This is a genomic window from Streptococcus salivarius (genome assembly GCF_002094975.1).
Taxonomy (GTDB): Bacteria; Bacillota; Bacilli; order Lactobacillales; family Streptococcaceae; genus Streptococcus; species Streptococcus salivarius_D.
This window is the reverse complement of the sequence record NZ_CP015283.1, coordinates 1831467-1849684: the sequence shown is the minus strand read 5'-3', so window position 1 is coordinate 1849684 and position 18218 is coordinate 1831467. Positions and strand designations below refer to the sequence as shown.

General features: G+C 40.3%; 21 protein-coding genes. 20 read left to right on the top strand and 1 reads right to left on the bottom strand.

From position 1 onward, the window contains the following. Positions 1-3 precede the first annotated feature (3 nt). The 19 genes from V471_RS08710 (at position 4) to V471_RS08620 (ending at position 16226) form a co-directional block, all read left to right on the top strand. Positions 4-714 (top strand): class I SAM-dependent methyltransferase, encoded by a 711-nt coding sequence (locus tag V471_RS08710; protein WP_014633247.1) that lies wholly within the window; start codon positions 4-6, stop codon positions 712-714. Between the two features lies 1 nt (position 715). Continuing rightward, a complete protein-coding gene (locus V471_RS08705; protein ID WP_045001800.1) occupies positions 716-1120 on the top strand; it encodes a GNAT family N-acetyltransferase in 405 nt (134 codons plus the stop codon). 305 nt (positions 1121-1425) lie between these two features. Next, the gene (recJ, locus tag V471_RS08700; RefSeq protein WP_084871408.1) at positions 1426-3627 is read left to right on the top strand and encodes a single-stranded-DNA-specific exonuclease RecJ; all 2202 of its coding nucleotides are present in this window, start codon (positions 1426-1428) and stop codon (positions 3625-3627) included. Positions 3628-3745: 118 nt separating this feature from the next. Continuing rightward, positions 3746-4264 carry an adenine phosphoribosyltransferase gene (locus tag V471_RS08695; RefSeq protein WP_070439027.1) on the top strand — a complete coding sequence of 173 codons (519 nt, stop codon included), beginning with the start codon at positions 3746-3748 and terminating at the stop codon, positions 4262-4264. A gap of 172 nt (positions 4265-4436) precedes the next feature. Beyond that, positions 4437-5381, top strand: coding sequence for a homoserine O-acetyltransferase MetA (gene metA / locus V471_RS08690; protein ID WP_070575083.1), 945 nt, complete (start codon positions 4437-4439; stop codon positions 5379-5381). A 71-nt stretch (positions 5382-5452) separates the two neighbouring features. Then, on the top strand, positions 5453-6151 hold the full coding sequence (locus tag V471_RS08685; protein ID WP_004182658.1) for a DnaD domain-containing protein: 699 nt from the start codon (positions 5453-5455) through the stop codon (positions 6149-6151). Continuing rightward, a complete protein-coding gene (gene nth, locus V471_RS08680; RefSeq protein ID WP_002884001.1) occupies positions 6151-6795 on the top strand; it encodes an endonuclease III in 645 nt (214 codons plus the stop codon). Before V471_RS08685 ends, nth begins: the two co-directional genes overlap by 1 nt. A 127-nt stretch (positions 6796-6922) precedes the next feature. Then, positions 6923-7684 carry a hypothetical protein gene (locus V471_RS08675; protein ID WP_084871407.1) on the top strand — a complete coding sequence of 254 codons (762 nt, stop codon included), beginning with the start codon at positions 6923-6925 and terminating at the stop codon, positions 7682-7684. Positions 7685-7870: 186 nt separating this feature from the next. Continuing rightward, on the top strand, positions 7871-9199 hold the full coding sequence (xseA, locus tag V471_RS08670) for an exodeoxyribonuclease VII large subunit (RefSeq protein ID WP_013990727.1): 1329 nt from the start codon (positions 7871-7873) through the stop codon (positions 9197-9199). Beyond that, positions 9189-9404, top strand: coding sequence for an exodeoxyribonuclease VII small subunit (locus tag V471_RS08665; protein WP_002884058.1), 216 nt, complete (start codon positions 9189-9191; stop codon positions 9402-9404). Before xseA ends, V471_RS08665 begins: the two co-directional genes overlap by 11 nt. After that, entirely contained in the window at positions 9404-10276 is an 873-nt protein-coding gene (locus V471_RS08660; RefSeq protein ID WP_037601093.1) for a polyprenyl synthetase family protein, read from the top strand. The genes V471_RS08665 and V471_RS08660 overlap by 1 nt, the downstream gene beginning before the upstream one ends. After that, positions 10269-11096: a TlyA family RNA methyltransferase gene (locus V471_RS08655; RefSeq protein ID WP_022496507.1), complete on the top strand. Its 828-nt coding sequence runs from the start codon at positions 10269-10271 to the stop codon at positions 11094-11096. The genes V471_RS08660 and V471_RS08655 overlap by 8 nt, the downstream gene beginning before the upstream one ends. Further along, positions 11083-11529 carry an arginine repressor gene (locus V471_RS08650; RefSeq protein ID WP_004182652.1) on the top strand — a complete coding sequence of 149 codons (447 nt, stop codon included), beginning with the start codon at positions 11083-11085 and terminating at the stop codon, positions 11527-11529. Before V471_RS08655 ends, V471_RS08650 begins: the two co-directional genes overlap by 14 nt. Before the next feature lie 8 nt (positions 11530-11537). Next, positions 11538-13208 carry a DNA repair protein RecN gene (gene recN / locus V471_RS08645; protein WP_004182651.1) on the top strand — a complete coding sequence of 557 codons (1671 nt, stop codon included), beginning with the start codon at positions 11538-11540 and terminating at the stop codon, positions 13206-13208. Positions 13209-13277: 69 nt separating this feature from the next. Next, the gene (locus V471_RS08640; protein WP_045768844.1) at positions 13278-14120 is read left to right on the top strand and encodes a DegV family protein; all 843 of its coding nucleotides are present in this window, start codon (positions 13278-13280) and stop codon (positions 14118-14120) included. Further along, entirely contained in the window at positions 14113-14988 is an 876-nt protein-coding gene (locus V471_RS08635; RefSeq protein WP_004182649.1) for an SGNH/GDSL hydrolase family protein, read from the top strand. Before V471_RS08640 ends, V471_RS08635 begins: the two co-directional genes overlap by 8 nt. Beyond that, complete coding sequence (locus V471_RS08630; protein WP_004182648.1) at positions 14981-15553, top strand: YpmS family protein; 573 nt, start codon at positions 14981-14983, stop codon at positions 15551-15553. The genes V471_RS08635 and V471_RS08630 overlap by 8 nt, the downstream gene beginning before the upstream one ends. Positions 15554-15689: 136 nt before the next feature. Continuing rightward, positions 15690-15965, top strand: coding sequence for an HU family DNA-binding protein (locus tag V471_RS08625; protein WP_002884048.1), 276 nt, complete (start codon positions 15690-15692; stop codon positions 15963-15965). A 60-nt stretch (positions 15966-16025) separates the two neighbouring features. Further along, positions 16026-16226 (top strand): hypothetical protein, encoded by a 201-nt coding sequence (locus tag V471_RS08620; RefSeq protein WP_002883994.1) that lies wholly within the window; start codon positions 16026-16028, stop codon positions 16224-16226. Between the two features lie 61 nt (positions 16227-16287). Here the strand turns inward: V471_RS08620 and V471_RS08615 are convergent, their stop codons facing one another. Next, on the bottom strand, positions 16288-17223 hold the full coding sequence (locus tag V471_RS08615) for a dihydroorotate oxidase (RefSeq protein WP_004182647.1): 936 nt from the start codon (positions 17221-17223) through the stop codon (positions 16288-16290). Between the two features lie 256 nt (positions 17224-17479). On the opposite strand from V471_RS08615, the gene V471_RS08610 reads away from it, so the two are divergent. Further along, positions 17480-18172, top strand: coding sequence for a phosphoglycerate mutase (locus V471_RS08610; protein ID WP_004182646.1), 693 nt, complete (start codon positions 17480-17482; stop codon positions 18170-18172). The last annotated feature ends 46 nt before the right edge of the window (positions 18173-18218 follow it).

Sequence of the window (18218 nt, the reverse complement as noted above, 5' to 3'; positions counted from 1 at the left end):
TAGATGGCCGCAAATATCCAAGCGTATTTAGAGAATCTCAAGCAACCCTGGGGTCAAATCTATTATGATATTCTTTTTGACCAATTACAGGATATCAAGGGTAAGCGAGTTCTTGATTTTGGCAGTGGCTTTGGCCTTGTGGCCAACCACTTGGCTCAAGAAAATCAAGTTCTAGCTGTAGAACCCAATGAAGAAATGGTAGCCTTGCGGACTCAGGATCACCCATATCAGCAACTAGTCGGGAGTCTGGATCAGTTAGAAAGCTTTGAGGATGCTAGCTTTGATGTCATTCTCTGCCACAATGTCTTAGAGTATGTAGAGAATCGCAAGGCTGTTCTCAAGGCATTCATCCGCCTCTTGAAACCAGGAGGCCTGCTCTCTATCGTCAAGCATAATGAAGTCGGCCGAGTCCTACAGACCGTCGTCTTTGAAAATGATACTCAGAAGGCCCTCAATTTACTAGCAGGCCAAGATCTGGAAACCCACTCCATGGGTTTGGCTCAGGCCTATGATCTTGATGCAGTAATAGAAAATCTAGTTCTTGAAATTAAAGACTACCAAGGAATCCGTGTCTTTTATGCCTTGCAGGACAACCGCTTCAAGGGCCAAGAAGGCTGGCGAGAGTCTATGCTCAAGATGGAGCTGGCAGCCTGCCAAGAGTTCCCTTATCGGGATATCGCCTTCTTCCAGCACTATAGGTTAAAAAGGAGTTAAGATGTTAAATTATAAAAAAGAGATTCCAGAGATGACAGACCTACTCGCACTGTACAGTTCAGTCGGCTGGACCAATTATACTAACAATCCAACCATGTTGGAAGAAGCTGTCAAAGCTAGTCTCTGGCAGTTGGCAGTCTATGATGAGGAAGAGTTAGTAGCCTATATTCGCTTAGTAGGAGATGGCCACTCTGTCATTTTTGTACAGGACCTCTTGGTGCGACCAGATCACCAACGCCAAGGGATCGGAAAGAAACTCTTAGAAGAGGCTTTAGCAACTTTCCCCAATGTCTATCAACGGCTCCTTGCAACTGATCGTAGCGAGAAAAATTTAGCCTTTTACCAATCCTTGGGCTTTGTCGAACTCTCAGAGCAAGCTTGTACAGGGATGATTTATAAATATTGATGAAAAGGATTTCCAAATAGGGAATCCTTTTCTTGTTTTTCCTAATATTACTTGAAAATGATAGTAGAATAGACCTAGATAAAAAGAAGAGAAGAATATTTGAGAAAACATGAGTCAAATAAGGAGCAATACCCAGTTTTTTATTTAGTCTAGAAAAGTAGGTATTAATTGGAAATGTACCACGAGTCGAAGCACCTTTCGATGTTTTCCATTCTCTTTTTAGGAAACTTAGGCTTCTATCCACTATGATAAAATTATTCATGTTATAATAGGTAGACTAGATGACAGGGAGAAAATATAAAAACATGATTACATCAACGTATGATTGGAAAATAAACACAAAAGAGCCAGATGCTGGCTTTTTTAAACTTGCCAAAGAACATGGACTGGCAGAAACAGCAGCCAAGATTGCTTATGAACGTGGCGTGACGACAGCAGAAGCCCTTGAAGACTTTCTTAAGGCTGATTTATCACATCTTCATGACCCTTATCTTCTTCATGATATGGACAAGGCAGTGGCTAGAATTCGTCAGGCCATTGAAAATTATGAGCAAATCTTAGTCTATGGAGATTATGATGCGGATGGGATGACGTCAGCATCGATTGTCAAGGAAGCTCTTGAAATGATGGGCGCTGAAGCTCGAGTCTATTTGCCTAACCGTTTTACAGATGGTTATGGGCCAAACGAAAGTGTCTATAAGTATTTCATTGAGCAGGAAGGCATTTCACTCATTGTTACAGTGGATAATGGGGTAGCGGGTAATGAGGCTATTGCTTATGCGCAAGAGCAAGGTGTGGACGTTATCGTTACAGACCACCATAGTATGCCGGCACAACTTCCAGATGCCTACGCCATTGTCCATCCAGAGCATCCAGATGCCGATTATCCTTTTAAGTATTTGGCAGGATGTGGTGTAGCTTTCAAATTGGCAACGGCCCTCCTTGAAACTATTCCTACAGAGATGTTGGACTTGGTAGCCATTGGTACCATTGCCGATATGGTTAGCCTTACGGATGAAAATCGTATTATGGTCAAGGTCGGGCTGGAAATTCTCAAGACTACTGAGCGTATAGGGCTTCAAGAATTGCTCCGCATTTCAGATGTGGACCCAACAACGATTTCCGAAGAAACGGTAGGTTTCAAACTGGCTCCTCAACTCAATGCCTTGGGACGCTTAGATGATCCAAATCCAGCCATTGAATTGCTGACCGGATTTGACGATGAGGAAGCTCAAGCCATTGCTCTGGAAATCAATGCCAAAAATGAAGAACGTAAGGAAGTTGTTCAAAAAATCTTTGACGAAGCTATGACCATGGTAGACTTGGACAAACCAGTTCAGGTTTTAGCCAAGGAAGGTTGGCATCCTGGCGTTCTAGGTATTGTGGCGGGGCGCATCATGGAACAAATCAGCCAGACAGTAGTGGTTTTGAATATTGAAGATGGCTTGGCTAAGGGATCAGCCCGTAGTTTGGAATCTATTAATATCTTCCATGCTCTTGATGACCACCGAGATATCTTTACTGCATTTGGAGGACATGCTGGAGCGGCTGGGATGACTCTTCCGGAGGAAAATCTTGGTCAACTATCAGAAATCTTGTGTCATTATGTTTATGATAATGACATTGACACGACTGCCAAAAATACGCTTAATTTAGACGAGGAGCTCCAACTCAGCGAGCTTAGCTTGGATACCATTAAGAGCCTTGAAAAACTAGCACCTTTTGGTATGGATAATAAAAAGCCAGTCTTTTGGCTACATAATATTACCGTTACTCAAGCTAGGACAATGGGACAAAATGGGGCCCATCTTAAGTTTAAGGTTAAGCAAGGTAAGGATAGCTTTGACGTTGTCGCTTTTAATAAAGGTAATCTGCTTCAAGAATTTCAACAAGCTCAAGGTTTGGAATTGGCAGTGACCTTGTCTGTCAATGTTTGGAATGGTCAGACAACGCTACAGCTCATGCTAGAAGATGCACGTGTGGATGGTGTTCAATTATTTGATTTCCGCTCAAAAAATATGGCACTGCCTGAAGGCGTACCAATGGTAGAAGAAGCAGCAGACACCGAGCCTGCAGTTGTCCTCAACACCTTACCTGAATCAGCGACAGAATTAAAAGAGTGGTTTGATGGTAAAGAATTCCAAGCTATCTATTTTAAAAATAGCATTAAGGAAGCCTATTATCTGACAGGTTATGGAACAAGAGAGCAATTTGCAAGGCTCTATAAAACCATTTACCAATTCCCAGAATTCGATGTTCGCTATAAATTGGATGAACTCAGTCATTACCTTAAAATCGACAAGATTCTCCTGATTAAGATGATTCAAATCTTTGAGGAATTGGATTTTGTGGCTATTGATAATGGTGTTATGACAGTCAATAAAGAAGCTGAGAAACGTGAGATTGAGGACAGTCAAATTTTCCAAGATCTGAAACGACTAGTTAAGTTCCAAGAACTCATGGCTCTGGGAACACCACAGGAAATTTATGATTGGCTGTATAAGTAGGGGAGTCTTAATCCAAAGGATTCGTCTCGAAATGAGGGTTAGCATTTTCTAAATTTACTATTTCATGCTATAATGGTATGTAAATATTTTTTTGGCGAAAAGCCTATAGGAAGAACAAATGAAATTAGAAGATTATATTGCATCTATTGAAAACTACCCGAAAGAAGGGGTTACTTTCCGTGATATTAGTCCTTTGATGGCTGATGGAAATGCTTATAGCTATGCTATCCGTGAAATCGTTCAGTATGCGACTGATAAGAAGATTGACATGATTGTTGGTCCTGAAGCACGTGGTTTCATCGTTGGTTGTCCAGTTGCTTTTGAACTTGGTATTGGTTTTGCTCCTGTTCGTAAACCTGGTAAATTGCCACGTGAAGTGATTTCAGCCAATTACGAAAAAGAGTATGGTGTTGATACACTTTGTATGCATGCCGATGCAATCAAGCCAGGCCAACGTGTACTTATCGTTGATGACCTCTTGGCAACTGGTGGTACCGTCAAAGCTACAATTGAAATGATTGAGCGCCTAGGTGGTGTCGTTGCTGGTTGTGCCTTCTTGATTGAGCTTGATGGTCTTAATGGACGTGAAGCTATTGAAGGTTACGATACTAAAGTATTGATGAACTTCCCAGGGTAAATCTACCTATGAATTAACAAAAGGCCTTAGGGCCTTTTTAACTCTTTTAAAACAAAGGTGGCCTCTAAATATAGTTTAAAGCTATAGCTAACTAGAGAAAATATATATTTGATAACAATACCTCCCCGGTTTATAATATGAAGATAGAATAAATAAGGATGGAGATATTGTTATGCCTATAAAACTTGATAATAAGTTACCAGCTCTTGATGTATTGCGTTCGGAAAATGTCTTCATCATGGATGAGAACAGAGCTAGTAGCCAAGATATTCGACCAATGGAGGTCTTAATCCTTAATCTTATGCCTACTAAAGAAGTTACGGAAACTCAATTGCTACGTCTTTTGGCCAATACGCCACTTCAAATTAACGTCGAGTTTCTTTATATGGCTAGTCATAAGTCAAAAAATACCCATGCCGAACATATGGAAACCTTTTATAAGACTTTTGATGAAATTAAGCATAAGTATTATGATGGTCTCATCGTAACAGGTGCTCCTGTTGAGCAAATGCCTTTTGAAGAAGTTGATTATTGGCAAGAATTGACACAGGTTTTTGACTGGTCTAAAAAGCATGTCTATTCAACCCTTCATCTGTGTTGGGGAGCTCAAGCAGGTCTCTATTATAAGCATGGAGTCGACAAGGTCCCATTGTCAGAGAAACTATCTGGTATCTATAAACAAACGGTTGACATGCCTGAAAACTTCCTTATGAATGGCTTTGATGATAGCTTTGTGTCACCACACTCTCGCTATACTGAGGTTACGCTCGAGGATATTAAAAACAAGACGGATTTAGATATTGTTGTGTCAGGACCAGAGGTTGGTTTATCTATTTTAGCAAGTAAGAATCTTCGTGAAGTATATAGTTTCGGTCATTTTGAATATGACCGTGATACTCTGGCAAGAGAATACCGAAGAGATTTGGATGCAGGGATCGATCCAGACGTACCAGCAAACTATTTCCCAGGAGATGATCCAAATCAGGAGCCTAAACTTCGTTGGAATCTCGCGGCATCTGCCTTCTTTAGCAATTGGATTAACTATGCGGTATATCAAGAAACACCTTATCGTTTAGAAGAGTTGGAAGACGATTTTTCATTCTACGGTTATTTGTAGTAGACAGTCTCAAAAGACTTATGTGAGCGCATAAAGACTTTTGGGGTGTCTAGCTACTCTGAAAGGTAAATATGAGTTTTTTTGAACAGTATCGATCAGGCAATCTGGTCCTTCCTAATGCTTTATTTTTCCACTTTAAGGATATTTTCCCATCTGCGGATGACTTTCTCGTTTGGCAGTTTCTCTATCTACAAACAACAACTCAGATTGGAGAAGTGGCTTCTAGTCAGATAGCGCAAGCAACTGGAAAGACACCAACTGAGGTTAATAAAAGTATTACGACATTGACTGAGGCTGGGCTCCTTGATTTCACGACTATTAAGGTTAATAATGAAATTGAGATGGTTGTAGATGCTTCACCTGCCTTGGCAGTTTTGGACAAGTTAGTGAGCAATGAAAAGACAACGACCGGGCCTGTAGTTGGTCAGCCAACAAATACACAACTCATCAAGCAGTTAACAGATGAGTTAGAACAAGCTTTGGGAATCTTGAATCCTATGGTTATCGAAGATTTAAACAAGGAAATCCAAGAAGAACATACTGATCCCGAACTTATCCGTGAGGCTTTGAAAGAAGCAGTATTTAACCGCAAGACAAATTGGAATTACATCAAAGGGGTTCTGCGTAACTGGAAATTGAGTGGTATTACGACGAAAATTCAAGTTGAAGAGCGTCGTTTGGAGCATCAAGGTAAGAAGCACCATCACCAAGTTTCGGATGACTTCAAAACAGGTATGGATGCAGCCCGTCAATTATGGGGTGGCCAATAATGTTAGGAAGAAAACGTGTTAATGAGGCTCTAGCTCTCATGGGGGAGATGTTTCCCAATGCTCATGGAGAGTTGGAGTGGGAAACTCCTTTCCAACTATTAGTTGCTGTTATTTTATCGGCCCAGACAACTGATAAGGCTGTTAATAAGATTACACCAGGCTTGTGGGCGCGTTATCCAGAAATTGAGGATTTGGCTTCTGCTAATCTCGATGATGTTGAGATGTGTTTGCGAACAATCGGTCTTTATAAGAATAAGGCAAAGAACATCATCAAGACTGCTAGAGCTGTTTTGATGAATTTTGATGGACAGGTTCCGAAAACGCATAAGGAATTGGAAAGTCTACCTGGTGTGGGACGAAAAACAGCTAACGTAGTATTGGCTGAAGTCTATGGTATTCCTTCTATTGCTGTAGATACGCATGTCTCACGTGTATCTAAAAGGCTAAATATCGTGCCAGAGGATGCTAGTGTAGAGGAAATCGAAGCGGAACTGATGAAGAAAATCCCAAAGAGGGATTGGATTATCAGTCATCACCGTATGATTTTCTTTGGACGTTATCATTGTTTGGCTAAGAATCCTAAGTGTCAGACATGTCCTCTTCAAAGTTATTGTAAGTACTATAAAGAAACAACTAAGAAATAAGCTGGAGAATGTGACTTTCTTCGGCTTTTTACAGCTGTAAGAATTTGTTACAAACTAGTAACTTGACAAAAGTCTCAGGCTTTAAGAAAATAGAAGAAACGATTTAGAAGCAGGAGCGATATAGTGAATGGCTGAATTCAGTAATGAAGAGTATCTGAGAGCCTTAGCTGATAATGGTGATAGAGAAGCAGCCAAAGAATATGAGCAAGCTTTGGATAATCGTATTTTTCAGTTGCAGATTTCATTGGCTCAAACGAGTGATCCGCAGGGTCGTAGGGAAGTGCAAAAACTCTTGGAACAAGAGGAAAAGAAAAAAAGGGACTACTTTCAAGAAAAAGAGGAAAAAGCTGTGAGCGAATTTAGACGTCGTAAAAATGAAACTACAAAGGGAAGAAAAGTTTCGAGTTTTGATAAACTCAAAGATCCTAAAATCATTAGATGGGTAATTGGAGTTGTTGCAGTACTTGCAGTGGTTATTCCTGTGGTTACCTTGATGTGGTATAGTAATAACCAAAAAGAGAGTGTAACAAATCCATGGAAAAATGGTCAGTTAGCTAAAAGTAAGGAACAAGCAGCAGCATCATCAGATAATCAATCTTCTCAAGTTGATACCTCATCCTTGTCTGACCAGCAGTTGGAAGACTGGGTAGTTTCTACTTATGCTAAAGAACAAGGGTCAACAGGAGAAAATTATAAGAATCTAGGTTGGAATGTCTATTCATGGACGGATGATGATGATAACCTAGTTTATGCTCAACTTTATGATGCCTATGGTAATGATGTTCTTCTTTTCCGTGTGGACAAGAAGGGACAACTCGAAGCTTATGGTGGTATTGATGGTTCAAGCGATTCTTGGGACGTTGTTTCAAAAAAATATACAACCGATTAATGAAACCATATAAAACACCTGACAATGGTGGTTGAGACTGTCTTTTGACAGTCTTTTTTGGTATAATTTTAAGTAATCGTGTATACAATTAAAAAGCCGACTGAGAAGATTTGGGGATGATAGTTCTGCAGAACTTTTTTAATGTCTTCAGGTTTTCAAGGATAGCTTAAATAAAGGAGAGTTGTCGTGTCAGACTATTTATCGGTCACATCCTTAACCAAATATTTGAAAATGAAATTTGACCGTGATCCTTATCTAGAGAGGGTATATTTGACGGGGCAGGTTTCAAATTTTCGTCGACGCCCGAGTCACCAATATTTTTCGCTAAAGGATGAAGGAGCTGTTATTCAGGCGACGATTTGGGCTGGAGTTTTCAAAAAGCTTGGTTTTGAACTCGAAGAAGGGATGAAGATCAATGTCGTTGGTCGGGTCCAGATTTATGAGCCTAGTGGTTCTTATTCCATTATTATCGAGAAGGCTGAGCCTGATGGTATTGGGGCTTTGGCCATCCAGTTTGAGCAGCTTCGTAAAAAATTGACTGCAGAAGGCTACTTTGATGATCGTCATAAGCAAGCTCTGCCTAATTTTGTCAAAAAAATTGGGGTTGTCACGAGTCCTAGTGGTGCGGTTATTCGAGATATTATTACGACCGTTAGTCGTCGTTTTCCTGGGGTAGAAATCTTACTTTTTCCTACCAAGGTTCAAGGTGAAGGAGCTGCACAGGAAATTGCTGAAAATATCCAAAAAGCCAATCAAAGGGATGACCTAGATTTACTTATCGTTGGTCGTGGTGGAGGTTCTATTGAAGACCTCTGGGCTTTTAACGAGGAAATTGTAGTTCAGTCGATTTTTGAGAGTCGTCTCCCTGTGATTTCAAGCGTTGGCCACGAAACAGATACGACTTTGGCTGACTTTGTTGCAGATCGTAGAGCTGCTACGCCTACCGCAGCGGCAGAACTTGCTACTCCGGTATCAAAGGCTGATACCTTGGTTTGGATTCGTGAAAGACAAAATAGAGCCTATCAAGCCTGTTTGAGACGTATACAATATAATCAGGAACGCTTGGCCAAATTGTCACAATCTGTTGTCTTTAGACAACCTGAACGCCTTTACGATGGTTATCTACAAAAGTTGGATCGACTAACAACAAGGCTTGAAACCTTTATGAGTCAAGATTTCGCACGCAAACAAAAAGAAGCGGAACTTTTGAGACAACGATTACAAGGCTTAAATCTTCTAACTAGTGTTCAGAACTACCAAGACCGTCGAGAGTCTTTGCAACGTTTATTGGTGACTACAACTAGGAACACCATTAATGGTAACCGTGTGAGGTTAGAAAAGGCACAGGATGCCTTATTGTCTCTAGATACTAGCCGTATTGTTGCAAGGGGCTATGCCATTGTCAAGAAAGATGATAAACCTTTAACAAGTACGAAGAATATTACCGAAGGTGATCAATTAACCGTCCAAATGAGAGATGGAGAACTAGAAGTAGAGGTGAAAAATGTCAACTAAAAAAACATTTGAGGAAAATTTACAGGACTTAGAAGCTATCGTCACTAAGCTCGAAACAGGTGATGTTGCTCTTGAGGATGCTATTGCTGAGTTCCAAAAAGGTATGGCCTTGTCTAAAGATTTGCAGAAGACCTTGGAAGATGCTGAAAAAACACTAGTTAAGGTCATGCAAGCAGATGGTACAGAAACGGAAATGGATGCCTAATGAGCAAGTTAAATAAAATTGATGCGGCTATCCGTGATTATTACCAAAAAAAGAATCTTCCTGTATCAAGTGATTTAATCACTGCCATCCTTTATTCAGTTGATAGTGGAGGCAAGCGTATTCGTCCACTGATTTTCTTAAATTTACTTGAAGGTTTTGGTTTAGAGCTTACTCCTAGTCATTTCGATGTCGCAGCAAGTCTTGAAATGATTCATACTGGAAGTCTTATTCACGACGATTTGCCGGCCATGGATGATGATGATTACCGTCGAGGACGTTTAACCAACCATAAGAAATTTGATGAAGCAACGGCAATCTTGGCTGGAGACTCTCTCTTTTTGGATCCATTTGACCTCCTGGCTCAAACAGACCTATCCGCAGAAATTCGAGTTCAATTGATTCAAGCATTGTCTCATTCTTCAGGCACCTTCGGTATGGTAGGTGGTCAGATGCTGGATATGAAGGGTGAAGGTCAGGAACTTGATTTATCGCAACTGGCTAAGGTTCATGAGCATAAGACAGGTAAGCTTTTAACCTTTCCTTTTGTGGCGGCAGGTATTGTTGCTCAAAAAGATCAACAGGTCTTGGAAAATCTTCAAGAAGCTGGTCGCCTGATTGGTCTTGCCTTTCAAGTACGTGATGATATTTTGGATGTGACTGCTGATTTCGAAGAACTTGGGAAGACACCTGGAAAAGATGTAGTTGCTGGAAAATCAACTTATCCGGCTCTTCTTGGTCTGGAAAAATCACATGCTATCCTCGAGAAATCACTTAATAAAGCGGAGGCTATTTTCCAAAATCTAGCTGAGACTCAAGGTTTTAAGAAAGACAGTATTATAGAAATCATAGAAAGGTTACGACTCCATGCCTAAGGAAAGAGTAGACGTTTTGGCTTATAAACAAGGCCTTTTTGAAACACGAGAACAAGCTAAACGTGGCGTTATGGCTGGTTTAGTTGTTAATGTTATCAATGGTGAACGTTACGATAAACCTGGTGAAAAAATCGACGACGGTACAGAGTTGAAGCTTAAAGGAGAAAAACTCAAGTATGTGAGCCGTGGAGGACTTAAACTTGAAAAAGCTTTGGAAGTATTCAATCTGTCAGTTGAAGGCATGACGACCATCGATATCGGAGCTTCAACAGGTGGGTTTACCGATGTTATGCTTCAAAATGGGGCCAAACTGGTTTATGCTGTGGATGTCGGTACCAATCAGTTGGTTTGGAAATTGCGTCAAGATGAGCGTGTTCGTTCCATGGAGCAATATAATTTCCGTTATGCTGAACCTATTGATTTTACAGAAGGACTACCGTCTTTTGCATCAATTGATGTCAGCTTCATCTCTCTTAATCTGATTCTGCCGGCCTTGGCTAAGATATTGGTTGATGGAGGGCAAGTAGTTGCTCTTGTGAAACCACAATTTGAGGCGGGCCGTGAACAAATTGGGAAAAACGGGATTGTCCGTGAGAGCAGTGTCCATGAAAAAGTGTTAGAAACAGTGACAGCTTTTGCGGTTGACTATGGCTTTTCAGTTAAGGGACTGGACTTTTCACCTATCCAAGGTGGTCATGGTAACATTGAGTTTCTCGCACACTTGGAGAAGACAAGTTCTCCTCAAAATGATGCTCAAACCTCTATTAAGGACGTTGTAGCACAAGCACATAAGGAGTTTAAAAAGAATGAAGAAGAATGATCGTTTGGAGTTAATCCGAAAGATTGTCCAAGAAAATAAAATTACGACTCAGGGAGAATTGGTAAAATTACTCCAAAATGAGGGATTAAAGGCTACTCAGGCGACAGTATCGCGTGATATCAATGAAATTGGTATTACCAAGGTACCAACTGAAGACGGTTCATACATCTATGGGCTCTCAACTGCTCCTAGACGAGTGGGTGGAACTTCTGTTGTGACCCGTCGCTTGTTGCGTGTTGATCGTCAACATGCCTTTATGAATATCGTTGTTCAACCTGGGACAAGCCGTCTCATCAAGAAGATTCTTTTGGATGAGTACAAGCATTTGATTTTTAGTGTCATTGCTGACGATGATACCCTCTTTTTAGTGGCTCAGTCAGAGTTAGCAGCCATCGAACTACAGGGGCAAATCATTAAGTGGGTTGAAGAATAGGAGGGCCTATGCTTCTCGAAATTACGATAAAGAATTTCGCAATTATTGAAGAGATTTCTCTAAACTTTGAGAATGGTATGACCGTCCTTACTGGTGAAACAGGTGCTGGTAAGTCCATTATTATAGATGCCATGAATCTTATGTTGGGCGCACGTGCTTCTAGCGAAGTCGTCCGTCATTCAGCATCTAAGGCTGAGATTCAGGGCTTCTTTTCAATCGAACAAAATCCTGCCTTGGTTAGTATCTTGGAAGATAATGGGATTCCTGTCGAGGATGAATTGATTATCCGTCGTGAAATCTTCCAAAATGGTAGAAGTGTTAGTCGCATCAATGGACAGATGGTCAATTTAACGACACTTAAAGCCGTTGGGCACTTCTTGGTAGATATCCATGGACAACATGACCAGGAAGAGCTTATGAAACCTGCTCTGCATATTACCATGCTTGATGCCTTTGGTGACAAGGAATTTTTCCAAACTAAGAAAGAATACCAAGAGTATTTTGACCGCTATCGTGAGTTAAGAAAAGCCGTTCTTGAAAAGCAGAAAAATGAGCAGGAGCATAAGGCTCGAATTGAAATGCTAGCTTTTCAGATTGCAGAAATTGAAGCAGTCTCTCTAAAATCAGGAGAAGATTTGGCATTGATGAAGGAGCGAGACAAGCTTCTTAACCATAAGCAGATTGCTGATACCTTAACAAATGCCTATGTCATGCTGGATAATGAAGATTTTTCAAGTCTTTCAAATGTTCGTTCTGCCATGAATGACCTCCAGTCTCTTGAAGAGTATGACTCAGATTACAAAGAACTCTCTGGAAATCTATCAGAAGCCTATTATGTTTTGGAAGATGTCACTAAGCAACTCGGTGACCTTTTGGATAATTTGGACTTTGATGCTGGGCGTTTGCAAGAGATTGAACACCGCTTAGATACGATTAATGCAATTACTCGTAAATATGGTGGGACTGTCGATGACGTCTTAGATTATCTGGAAAATTCAAGTAAAGAATATAATCTTTTAACTGGCAATTCCAGTTCGTCAGATGCGATGGAACAAGAGCTTAAGCAACTTGAAAAAGATCTGCTTGCGTCTGCAGAGACCTTACAAACGGCACGCCATCAAATTGCTACAGCCCTTGAAGCTGAGATTAAGAACGAGTTATGCGACCTTTACATGGATAAGGCTGATTTTAAAGTTACCTTTACTAAAGGGAAATTTAACCGTGATGGTAATGAGCAGGTTGAGTTTTACATCTCAACCAATCCAGGTGAAGGCTTTAAACCGCTTGTTAAGGTTGCTTCAGGAGGAGAATTATCTCGACTCATGTTAGCGATTAAGTCAGCCTTTGCCCGCAAAGAAGACAAAACAAGTATCGTCTTCGATGAGGTTGATACTGGCGTTTCAGGTCGTGTTGCCCAAGCCATCGCTCAGAAAATTCATAAGATTGGGAGTCATGGTCAGGTTTTGGCCATCAGTCACCTTCCACAAGTTATTGCCATTGCTGATTATCAGTTCTTTATTTCTAAGGAAAGCGATAATGAGACGACTGTCTCTCGTGTTCGTCTCTTGACACCTGAGGAAAGGGTGCAAGAAATCGCTAAGATGTTAGCAGGTGATAATGTGACGGAGGCTGCCTTGAGCCAAGCAAGAGCCTTGTTAAAGGTAGATGACTCTCTTTAGAAAAAGACTTGGGAAAAGTTTTCCAGTCATGCTATAATAGAATAAAAATTTGTGTTAAGCGAGAAAAATATGAGTAAAATCAGAATTGTAACCGATTCGTCAATTACGATTGAACCAGAATTGGTTGAAAAATATAATATCACTGTTGTTCCATTGTCGGTTATGGTGGACGGTGTCATCTATTCAGATAGTGATCTTCGAGAAGAAGGCCGTTTCTTGGATATGATGAAGCATAGTAAAGAGTTACCAAAGACTAGCCAACCACCAGTAGGTTTGTTTGCTGAGACATATGAAAAACTTGTCAAAGAAGGTGCAGAACAGATTGTGGCTATCCACCTCATGCACACCCTCTCTGGGACATGTGAAGCTTCACGTCAAGGAGCTAGCCTGTCAGGAGCAGATGTAACCGTTATCGATTCAGGCTTTACGGATCAGTGCCTTAAGTTTCAGGTTGTTGAAGCAGCCAAATTAGCTGAAGCAGGAGATAGTCTAGATGAGATTGTAGCACGTGTGGAAGAAGTGAAAAGTAAATCTGAACTACATATCGGTGTTTCTACCCTTGAGAATCTTGTCAAAGGTGGTCGTATTGGACGTGTAACAGGTCTACTATCTTCATTGCTCAATATCCGTGTCATTATGGAGTTGAAAGACTATCAGTTGAATACGATTGCGAAGGGTCGTGGTGCTAAGACATTCACAAAATGGTTGGATTCTTATATTAATGGTATCAAGGATAAGGACCGCAAAGTGGCAGAGATTGGTATTTCTTATGCAGGGACACCTGATTTTGCACATGAAATGGCTGAAAAACTTGAGGTTTTGGGCGCTCCGATTTCAATCCTTGAGACTGGTTCCATCATTCAAACGCACACTGGTGAAGGCGCCTTTGCCGTAATGGTTCGTTATGAATAAGTGGAAAGAATCAGAATTAGTTAGAAGCCTCGTAGGCTTCTTCTTGCTTTTTCTCTTATTTATCGGCCTCTTTATTTTTGTAGTTCCTAGTACGCATCAGTCATCAAAAATTGCAGAAAAAATTAAATCTATTAAAAATGAAAAGGTCACCTATGTTGCTATCGGTGATTCCCTTACGCAAGGTGTAGGTGATAGTAGTAATCAAGGGGGCTTCGTTCCTGTTTTGTCTCAGGCCTTAGAGTCAGATTTTGACTGGCAAGTGACCTCTCGCAACTATGGTATCGCAGGGAATACGAGCAATCAAATTCTCAAGAGAGTGCAAGAAAAGAAGGATATTCAAAGAGATCTCAAGAAGGCTAAAGTGATGACTCTGACAGTTGGTGGTAATGATGTAATCCATGTCATTAAGGACAATATCACTAATCTTAATGTAGACACCTTCACTAAGCCAGCTCAGGCCTATCAAAAGAGATTAGGACAGATTATTGAGTTAGCTCGTAAGGATAATAAAACATTGCCAATTTATATTGTTGGTATTTACAATCCTTTTTATCTTAATTTTCCAGAGATGACAGAAATGCAAACTATTGTAGATAATTGGAACCAATCTACTGAAGAAGTGTGCAAGAAGTACGATAATGTCTATTTTGTTCCTGTAAATGATTTGCTTTATAAGGGAATTGACGGTAAGGGCGGTGTTACAAGCTCTGATGATACGTCTCAGTCTAGTAACTCTTCTCAAGGTAGCCTGAATGATGCTCTTTTTGAGGATGATCATTTTCATCCAAATAATACAGGTTATCAAATTATGTCAGATGCCATTTTGAAACGTATTAACCAAACAAAGAAGGAGTGGTCAGGTGAGTAAGATATGGAAGTGGTTATTTTTAGGACTCTTGGCCTTAAATCTAGCCTTAGTAAGTGTTGTGGCCTATAGAATCATGACTCCAGTGGAGACGACGAGTTCTGTATCCCTACCTAAGGGAGCAACTAAAATTGGTAAGTATAGTATGACAAGGGAGGAGCTTGACGCTGCTCTTACGGGCTTTGCCCAAGATTATTCGACCGATAAGATGCGTTTCAAGGTCAAGGTTACTAATTCTAAAATTGTTTTCGAAAGTAGCTATAAGGTTTTAGGTCACCCTGTCCCTCTTTATGTCTACTTTACGCCGGTTGTTAGTGAATCAGGAGCAATTGTACTTCATGTTTCTGAGCTTTCGGCTGGAACCTTGAAACTGCCTGTTTCGGATGCCCTTAAGATGATTAAACGTTCAACTAACCTCCCTGATTACATCGCCATCAATAGTAAGAAGGGAAAGGTTACCTTAAATATTCAGTCTATGAAGAATGAGAAGGGGATTACAGCACGTGCTCAAAGCCTTGATTTGGTTAATGACCGTATCGAATTTGACATCTATAAGACAATAAATTAAAAAGCCTTTACTTTTTGCAAAAAAGCGATTAAATTAGCGTTTATTACTTGACCTCATAGGCCTTTTAGGATAAGATAATACTTGTTCAAGCGCTAAAAAAACTATTCGCTTAGAAATAAATTGGAGGATTGTTACAATGGCTAACAAACAAGATTTGATCGCTAAAGTTGCAGAAGCAACTGAGCTTACTAAAAAAGATTCAGCAGCAGCTGTAGATGCAGTTTTCGCTTCTATCGAAGAATTCCTTGCTGCAGGTGAAAAAGTACAATTGATCGGTTTCGGTAACTTTGAAGTACGCGAACGCGCTGCTCGTCAAGGTCGTAACCCACAAACTGGTGAAGCTATCTCAATCGCAGCTTCTAAAGTTCCTGCATTTAAAGCTGGTAAAGCTCTTAAAGACGCAGTTAAATAATGTAAAAACCCCTAAAATTTTAGGGGTTTTGATTTATATGAAAATAAGTTAAGGAAATCTATGAAAACCATAACAGTGGTATTGATTTTTCTTTTGGTTTTTACTGTTATTAAACTATCAGGTATTGTTGCTATCAGCAAACTGATGAAGCCAAGTGAAAAACAAATCGAAGAAGCTCGTCAGAAACGTCTTCAAGCTGAGAAAGAGGGCAAGGATCCTTTTGAAGACTGGGATGAACGTGACGATGATGGTCTTGTCTAATAAGAGAATCCTCATCAAATAATAAAAAAGTTTGGAAGGTCTTCCAAACTTTTTTTGTAGACTAGTCAATGTAGTGAAGTTTTCCTCGGAAGTCTTCAAGAGTTTCGTAACCTTTTTCTTCCATGATTTCTTTAAGTTCTTTAGTAATACGGTCAAAAACAGCGACACCTTCTTTTTGAAGGGCAGTACCCACTTGTACCATACTTGCACCACAAAGGATGTGTTCAAAGGCATCACGACCAGATTTGACACCACCAGTACCAATAATTTGGATTTCAGGTTTCAGACGTTGGTAGAAAGCGTGAACGTTTGCCAAGGCAGTAGGTTTGATGTAGTCACCACCGATACCACCAAAACCATTCTTAGGTTTGATGACAACAGACTCATCTTCAATGTAAAGGCCATTACCAATTGAGTTCACACAGTTAACAAAGACAAGTGGAAATTGGTTAAACACTGCAGCAGCTTGGTCAAAGTGCACAATATCAAAGTATGGTGGTAATTTCACACCAAGAGGTTTTGTAAAGTAAGAGAAGACTTCAGTAAGGATCTCGGTTGTTGTTTCAAAATCATAGGCAATTTGAGGTTTACCAGGAACGTTAGGGCATGAGAGGTTGAGTTCAACAAGTCCTTCATAGTCGCTTTCTTGAACTTTTTTGAGAATCGTGTGGGTTTCTTCAGGTGAGAGACCAACTAGTGAAAGGAAATGATTTTTGGTATTGGGTTGCTTTTGCAATTCAATCACATAGTCAAGGTAGTATTCAAAACCGTTATTTGGCAAGCCCATTGAGTTGATTGACCCAAGAGGTACATTAACATAACGTGGTTCAGGATTACCAGGGCGGGCTTCAAGTGTCCCTGTTTTTGTGACGAATGAACCTGCAGCTGAAGCCTCGACCTCTGCCAATTCTTCCTTAGTCATACAATGAACACCCGCAGCATTCATAAGACAGTTAGAAAATGTAAACTGACCAACTTTTGTAGCAGTAGAAACCATAAGATCCTCCTTTAAAGATCACAATGTAAAATGTTACTAATTCATCTCATTTTAGCATGAATGAAGGCCTAAAACAAGGAAATAATGGATATGCAAAAGCATCTAAAGTGAATTTCTAATACCCTCGCTTTTGAGACTGACAGGATGCAGTAGAATTTTACAGAATTTTTTGGATTTTGCTAGCTTTTTCAAGGTTTTTTGGGTAGAATAGAAGGAGTAAATGGGTTTAACCCAAAATAAAAAGGAGACATAACTAATGGTAAAATTGGTTTTCGCTCGCCACGGTGAGTCTGAATGGAACAAAGCTAACCTTTTCACAGGTTGGGCTGACGTAGATCTTTCTGAAAAAGGTACTCAACAAGCTATCGACGCTGGTAAATTGATCAAAGAAGCTGGTATCGAATTTGATCAAGCATACACTTCAGTATTGAAACGTGCGATCAAAACAACTAACTTGGCTCTTGAAGCATCTGACCAACTTTGGGTTCCAGTTGAAAAATCATGGCGCTTGAACGAACGTCACTACGGTGGTTTGACTGGTAAAAACAAAGCAGAAGCTGCTGAACAATTTGGTGATGAGCAAGTTCACATCTGGCGTCGTTCATACGATGTTTTGCCTCCAGCAATGGATCGTGATGATGAGCACTCAGCACACACTGATCGTCGTTATGCTTCACTAGACGACTCAGTAATTCCAGATGCTGAAAACTTGAAAGTTACTTTGGAACGTGCCCTTCCATTCTGGGAAGATAAAATCGCTCCAGCTCTTAAAGATGGTAAAAACGTATTCGTAGGTGCACACGGTAACTCAATCCGTGCCCTTGTTAAACACATCAAACAATTGTCAGATGACGAAATCATGGATGTTGAAATTCCAAACTTCCCACCATTGGTATTCGAATTTGACGATAAATTGAACGTTGTTAACGAATACTACCTCGGAAAATAAGCTGAGATAAGTAGTTATCAATAATAAAGAAAAAGTTGGTTTAAGC

Bases quoted from the DNA above. Each gene is read 5' to 3' on its own strand.
- V471_RS08710 (WP_014633247.1), top strand. From the start codon at position 4: ATGGCCGCAAATATCCAAGCGTATTTAGAGAATCTCAAGCAACCCTGG.
- V471_RS08705 (WP_045001800.1), top strand. From the start codon at position 716: ATGTTAAATTATAAAAAAGAGATTCCAGAGATGACAGACCTACTCGCA.
- recJ (WP_084871408.1), top strand. From the start codon at position 1,426: ATGATTACATCAACGTATGATTGGAAAATAAACACAAAAGAGCCAGAT.
- V471_RS08695 (WP_070439027.1), top strand. From the start codon at position 3,746: ATGAAATTAGAAGATTATATTGCATCTATTGAAAACTACCCGAAAGAA.
- metA (WP_070575083.1), top strand. From the start codon at position 4,437: ATGCCTATAAAACTTGATAATAAGTTACCAGCTCTTGATGTATTGCGT.
- V471_RS08685 (WP_004182658.1), top strand. From the start codon at position 5,453: ATGAGTTTTTTTGAACAGTATCGATCAGGCAATCTGGTCCTTCCTAAT.
- nth (WP_002884001.1), top strand. From the start codon at position 6,151: ATGTTAGGAAGAAAACGTGTTAATGAGGCTCTAGCTCTCATGGGGGAG.
- V471_RS08675 (WP_084871407.1), top strand. From the start codon at position 6,923: ATGGCTGAATTCAGTAATGAAGAGTATCTGAGAGCCTTAGCTGATAAT.
- V471_RS08665 (WP_002884058.1), top strand. From the start codon at position 9,189: ATGTCAACTAAAAAAACATTTGAGGAAAATTTACAGGACTTAGAAGCT.
- V471_RS08660 (WP_037601093.1), top strand. From the start codon at position 9,404: ATGAGCAAGTTAAATAAAATTGATGCGGCTATCCGTGATTATTACCAA.
- V471_RS08655 (WP_022496507.1), top strand. From the start codon at position 10,269: ATGCCTAAGGAAAGAGTAGACGTTTTGGCTTATAAACAAGGCCTTTTT.
- V471_RS08650 (WP_004182652.1), top strand. From the start codon at position 11,083: ATGAAGAAGAATGATCGTTTGGAGTTAATCCGAAAGATTGTCCAAGAA.
- recN (WP_004182651.1), top strand. From the start codon at position 11,538: ATGCTTCTCGAAATTACGATAAAGAATTTCGCAATTATTGAAGAGATT.
- V471_RS08640 (WP_045768844.1), top strand. From the start codon at position 13,278: ATGAGTAAAATCAGAATTGTAACCGATTCGTCAATTACGATTGAACCA.
- V471_RS08635 (WP_004182649.1), top strand. From the start codon at position 14,113: ATGAATAAGTGGAAAGAATCAGAATTAGTTAGAAGCCTCGTAGGCTTC.
- V471_RS08625 (WP_002884048.1), top strand. From the start codon at position 15,690: ATGGCTAACAAACAAGATTTGATCGCTAAAGTTGCAGAAGCAACTGAG.
- V471_RS08620 (WP_002883994.1), top strand. From the start codon at position 16,026: ATGAAAACCATAACAGTGGTATTGATTTTTCTTTTGGTTTTTACTGTT.
- V471_RS08615 (WP_004182647.1), bottom strand. From the start codon at position 17,223: ATGGTTTCTACTGCTACAAAAGTTGGTCAGTTTACATTTTCTAACTGT.
- V471_RS08610 (WP_004182646.1), top strand. From the start codon at position 17,480: ATGGTAAAATTGGTTTTCGCTCGCCACGGTGAGTCTGAATGGAACAAA.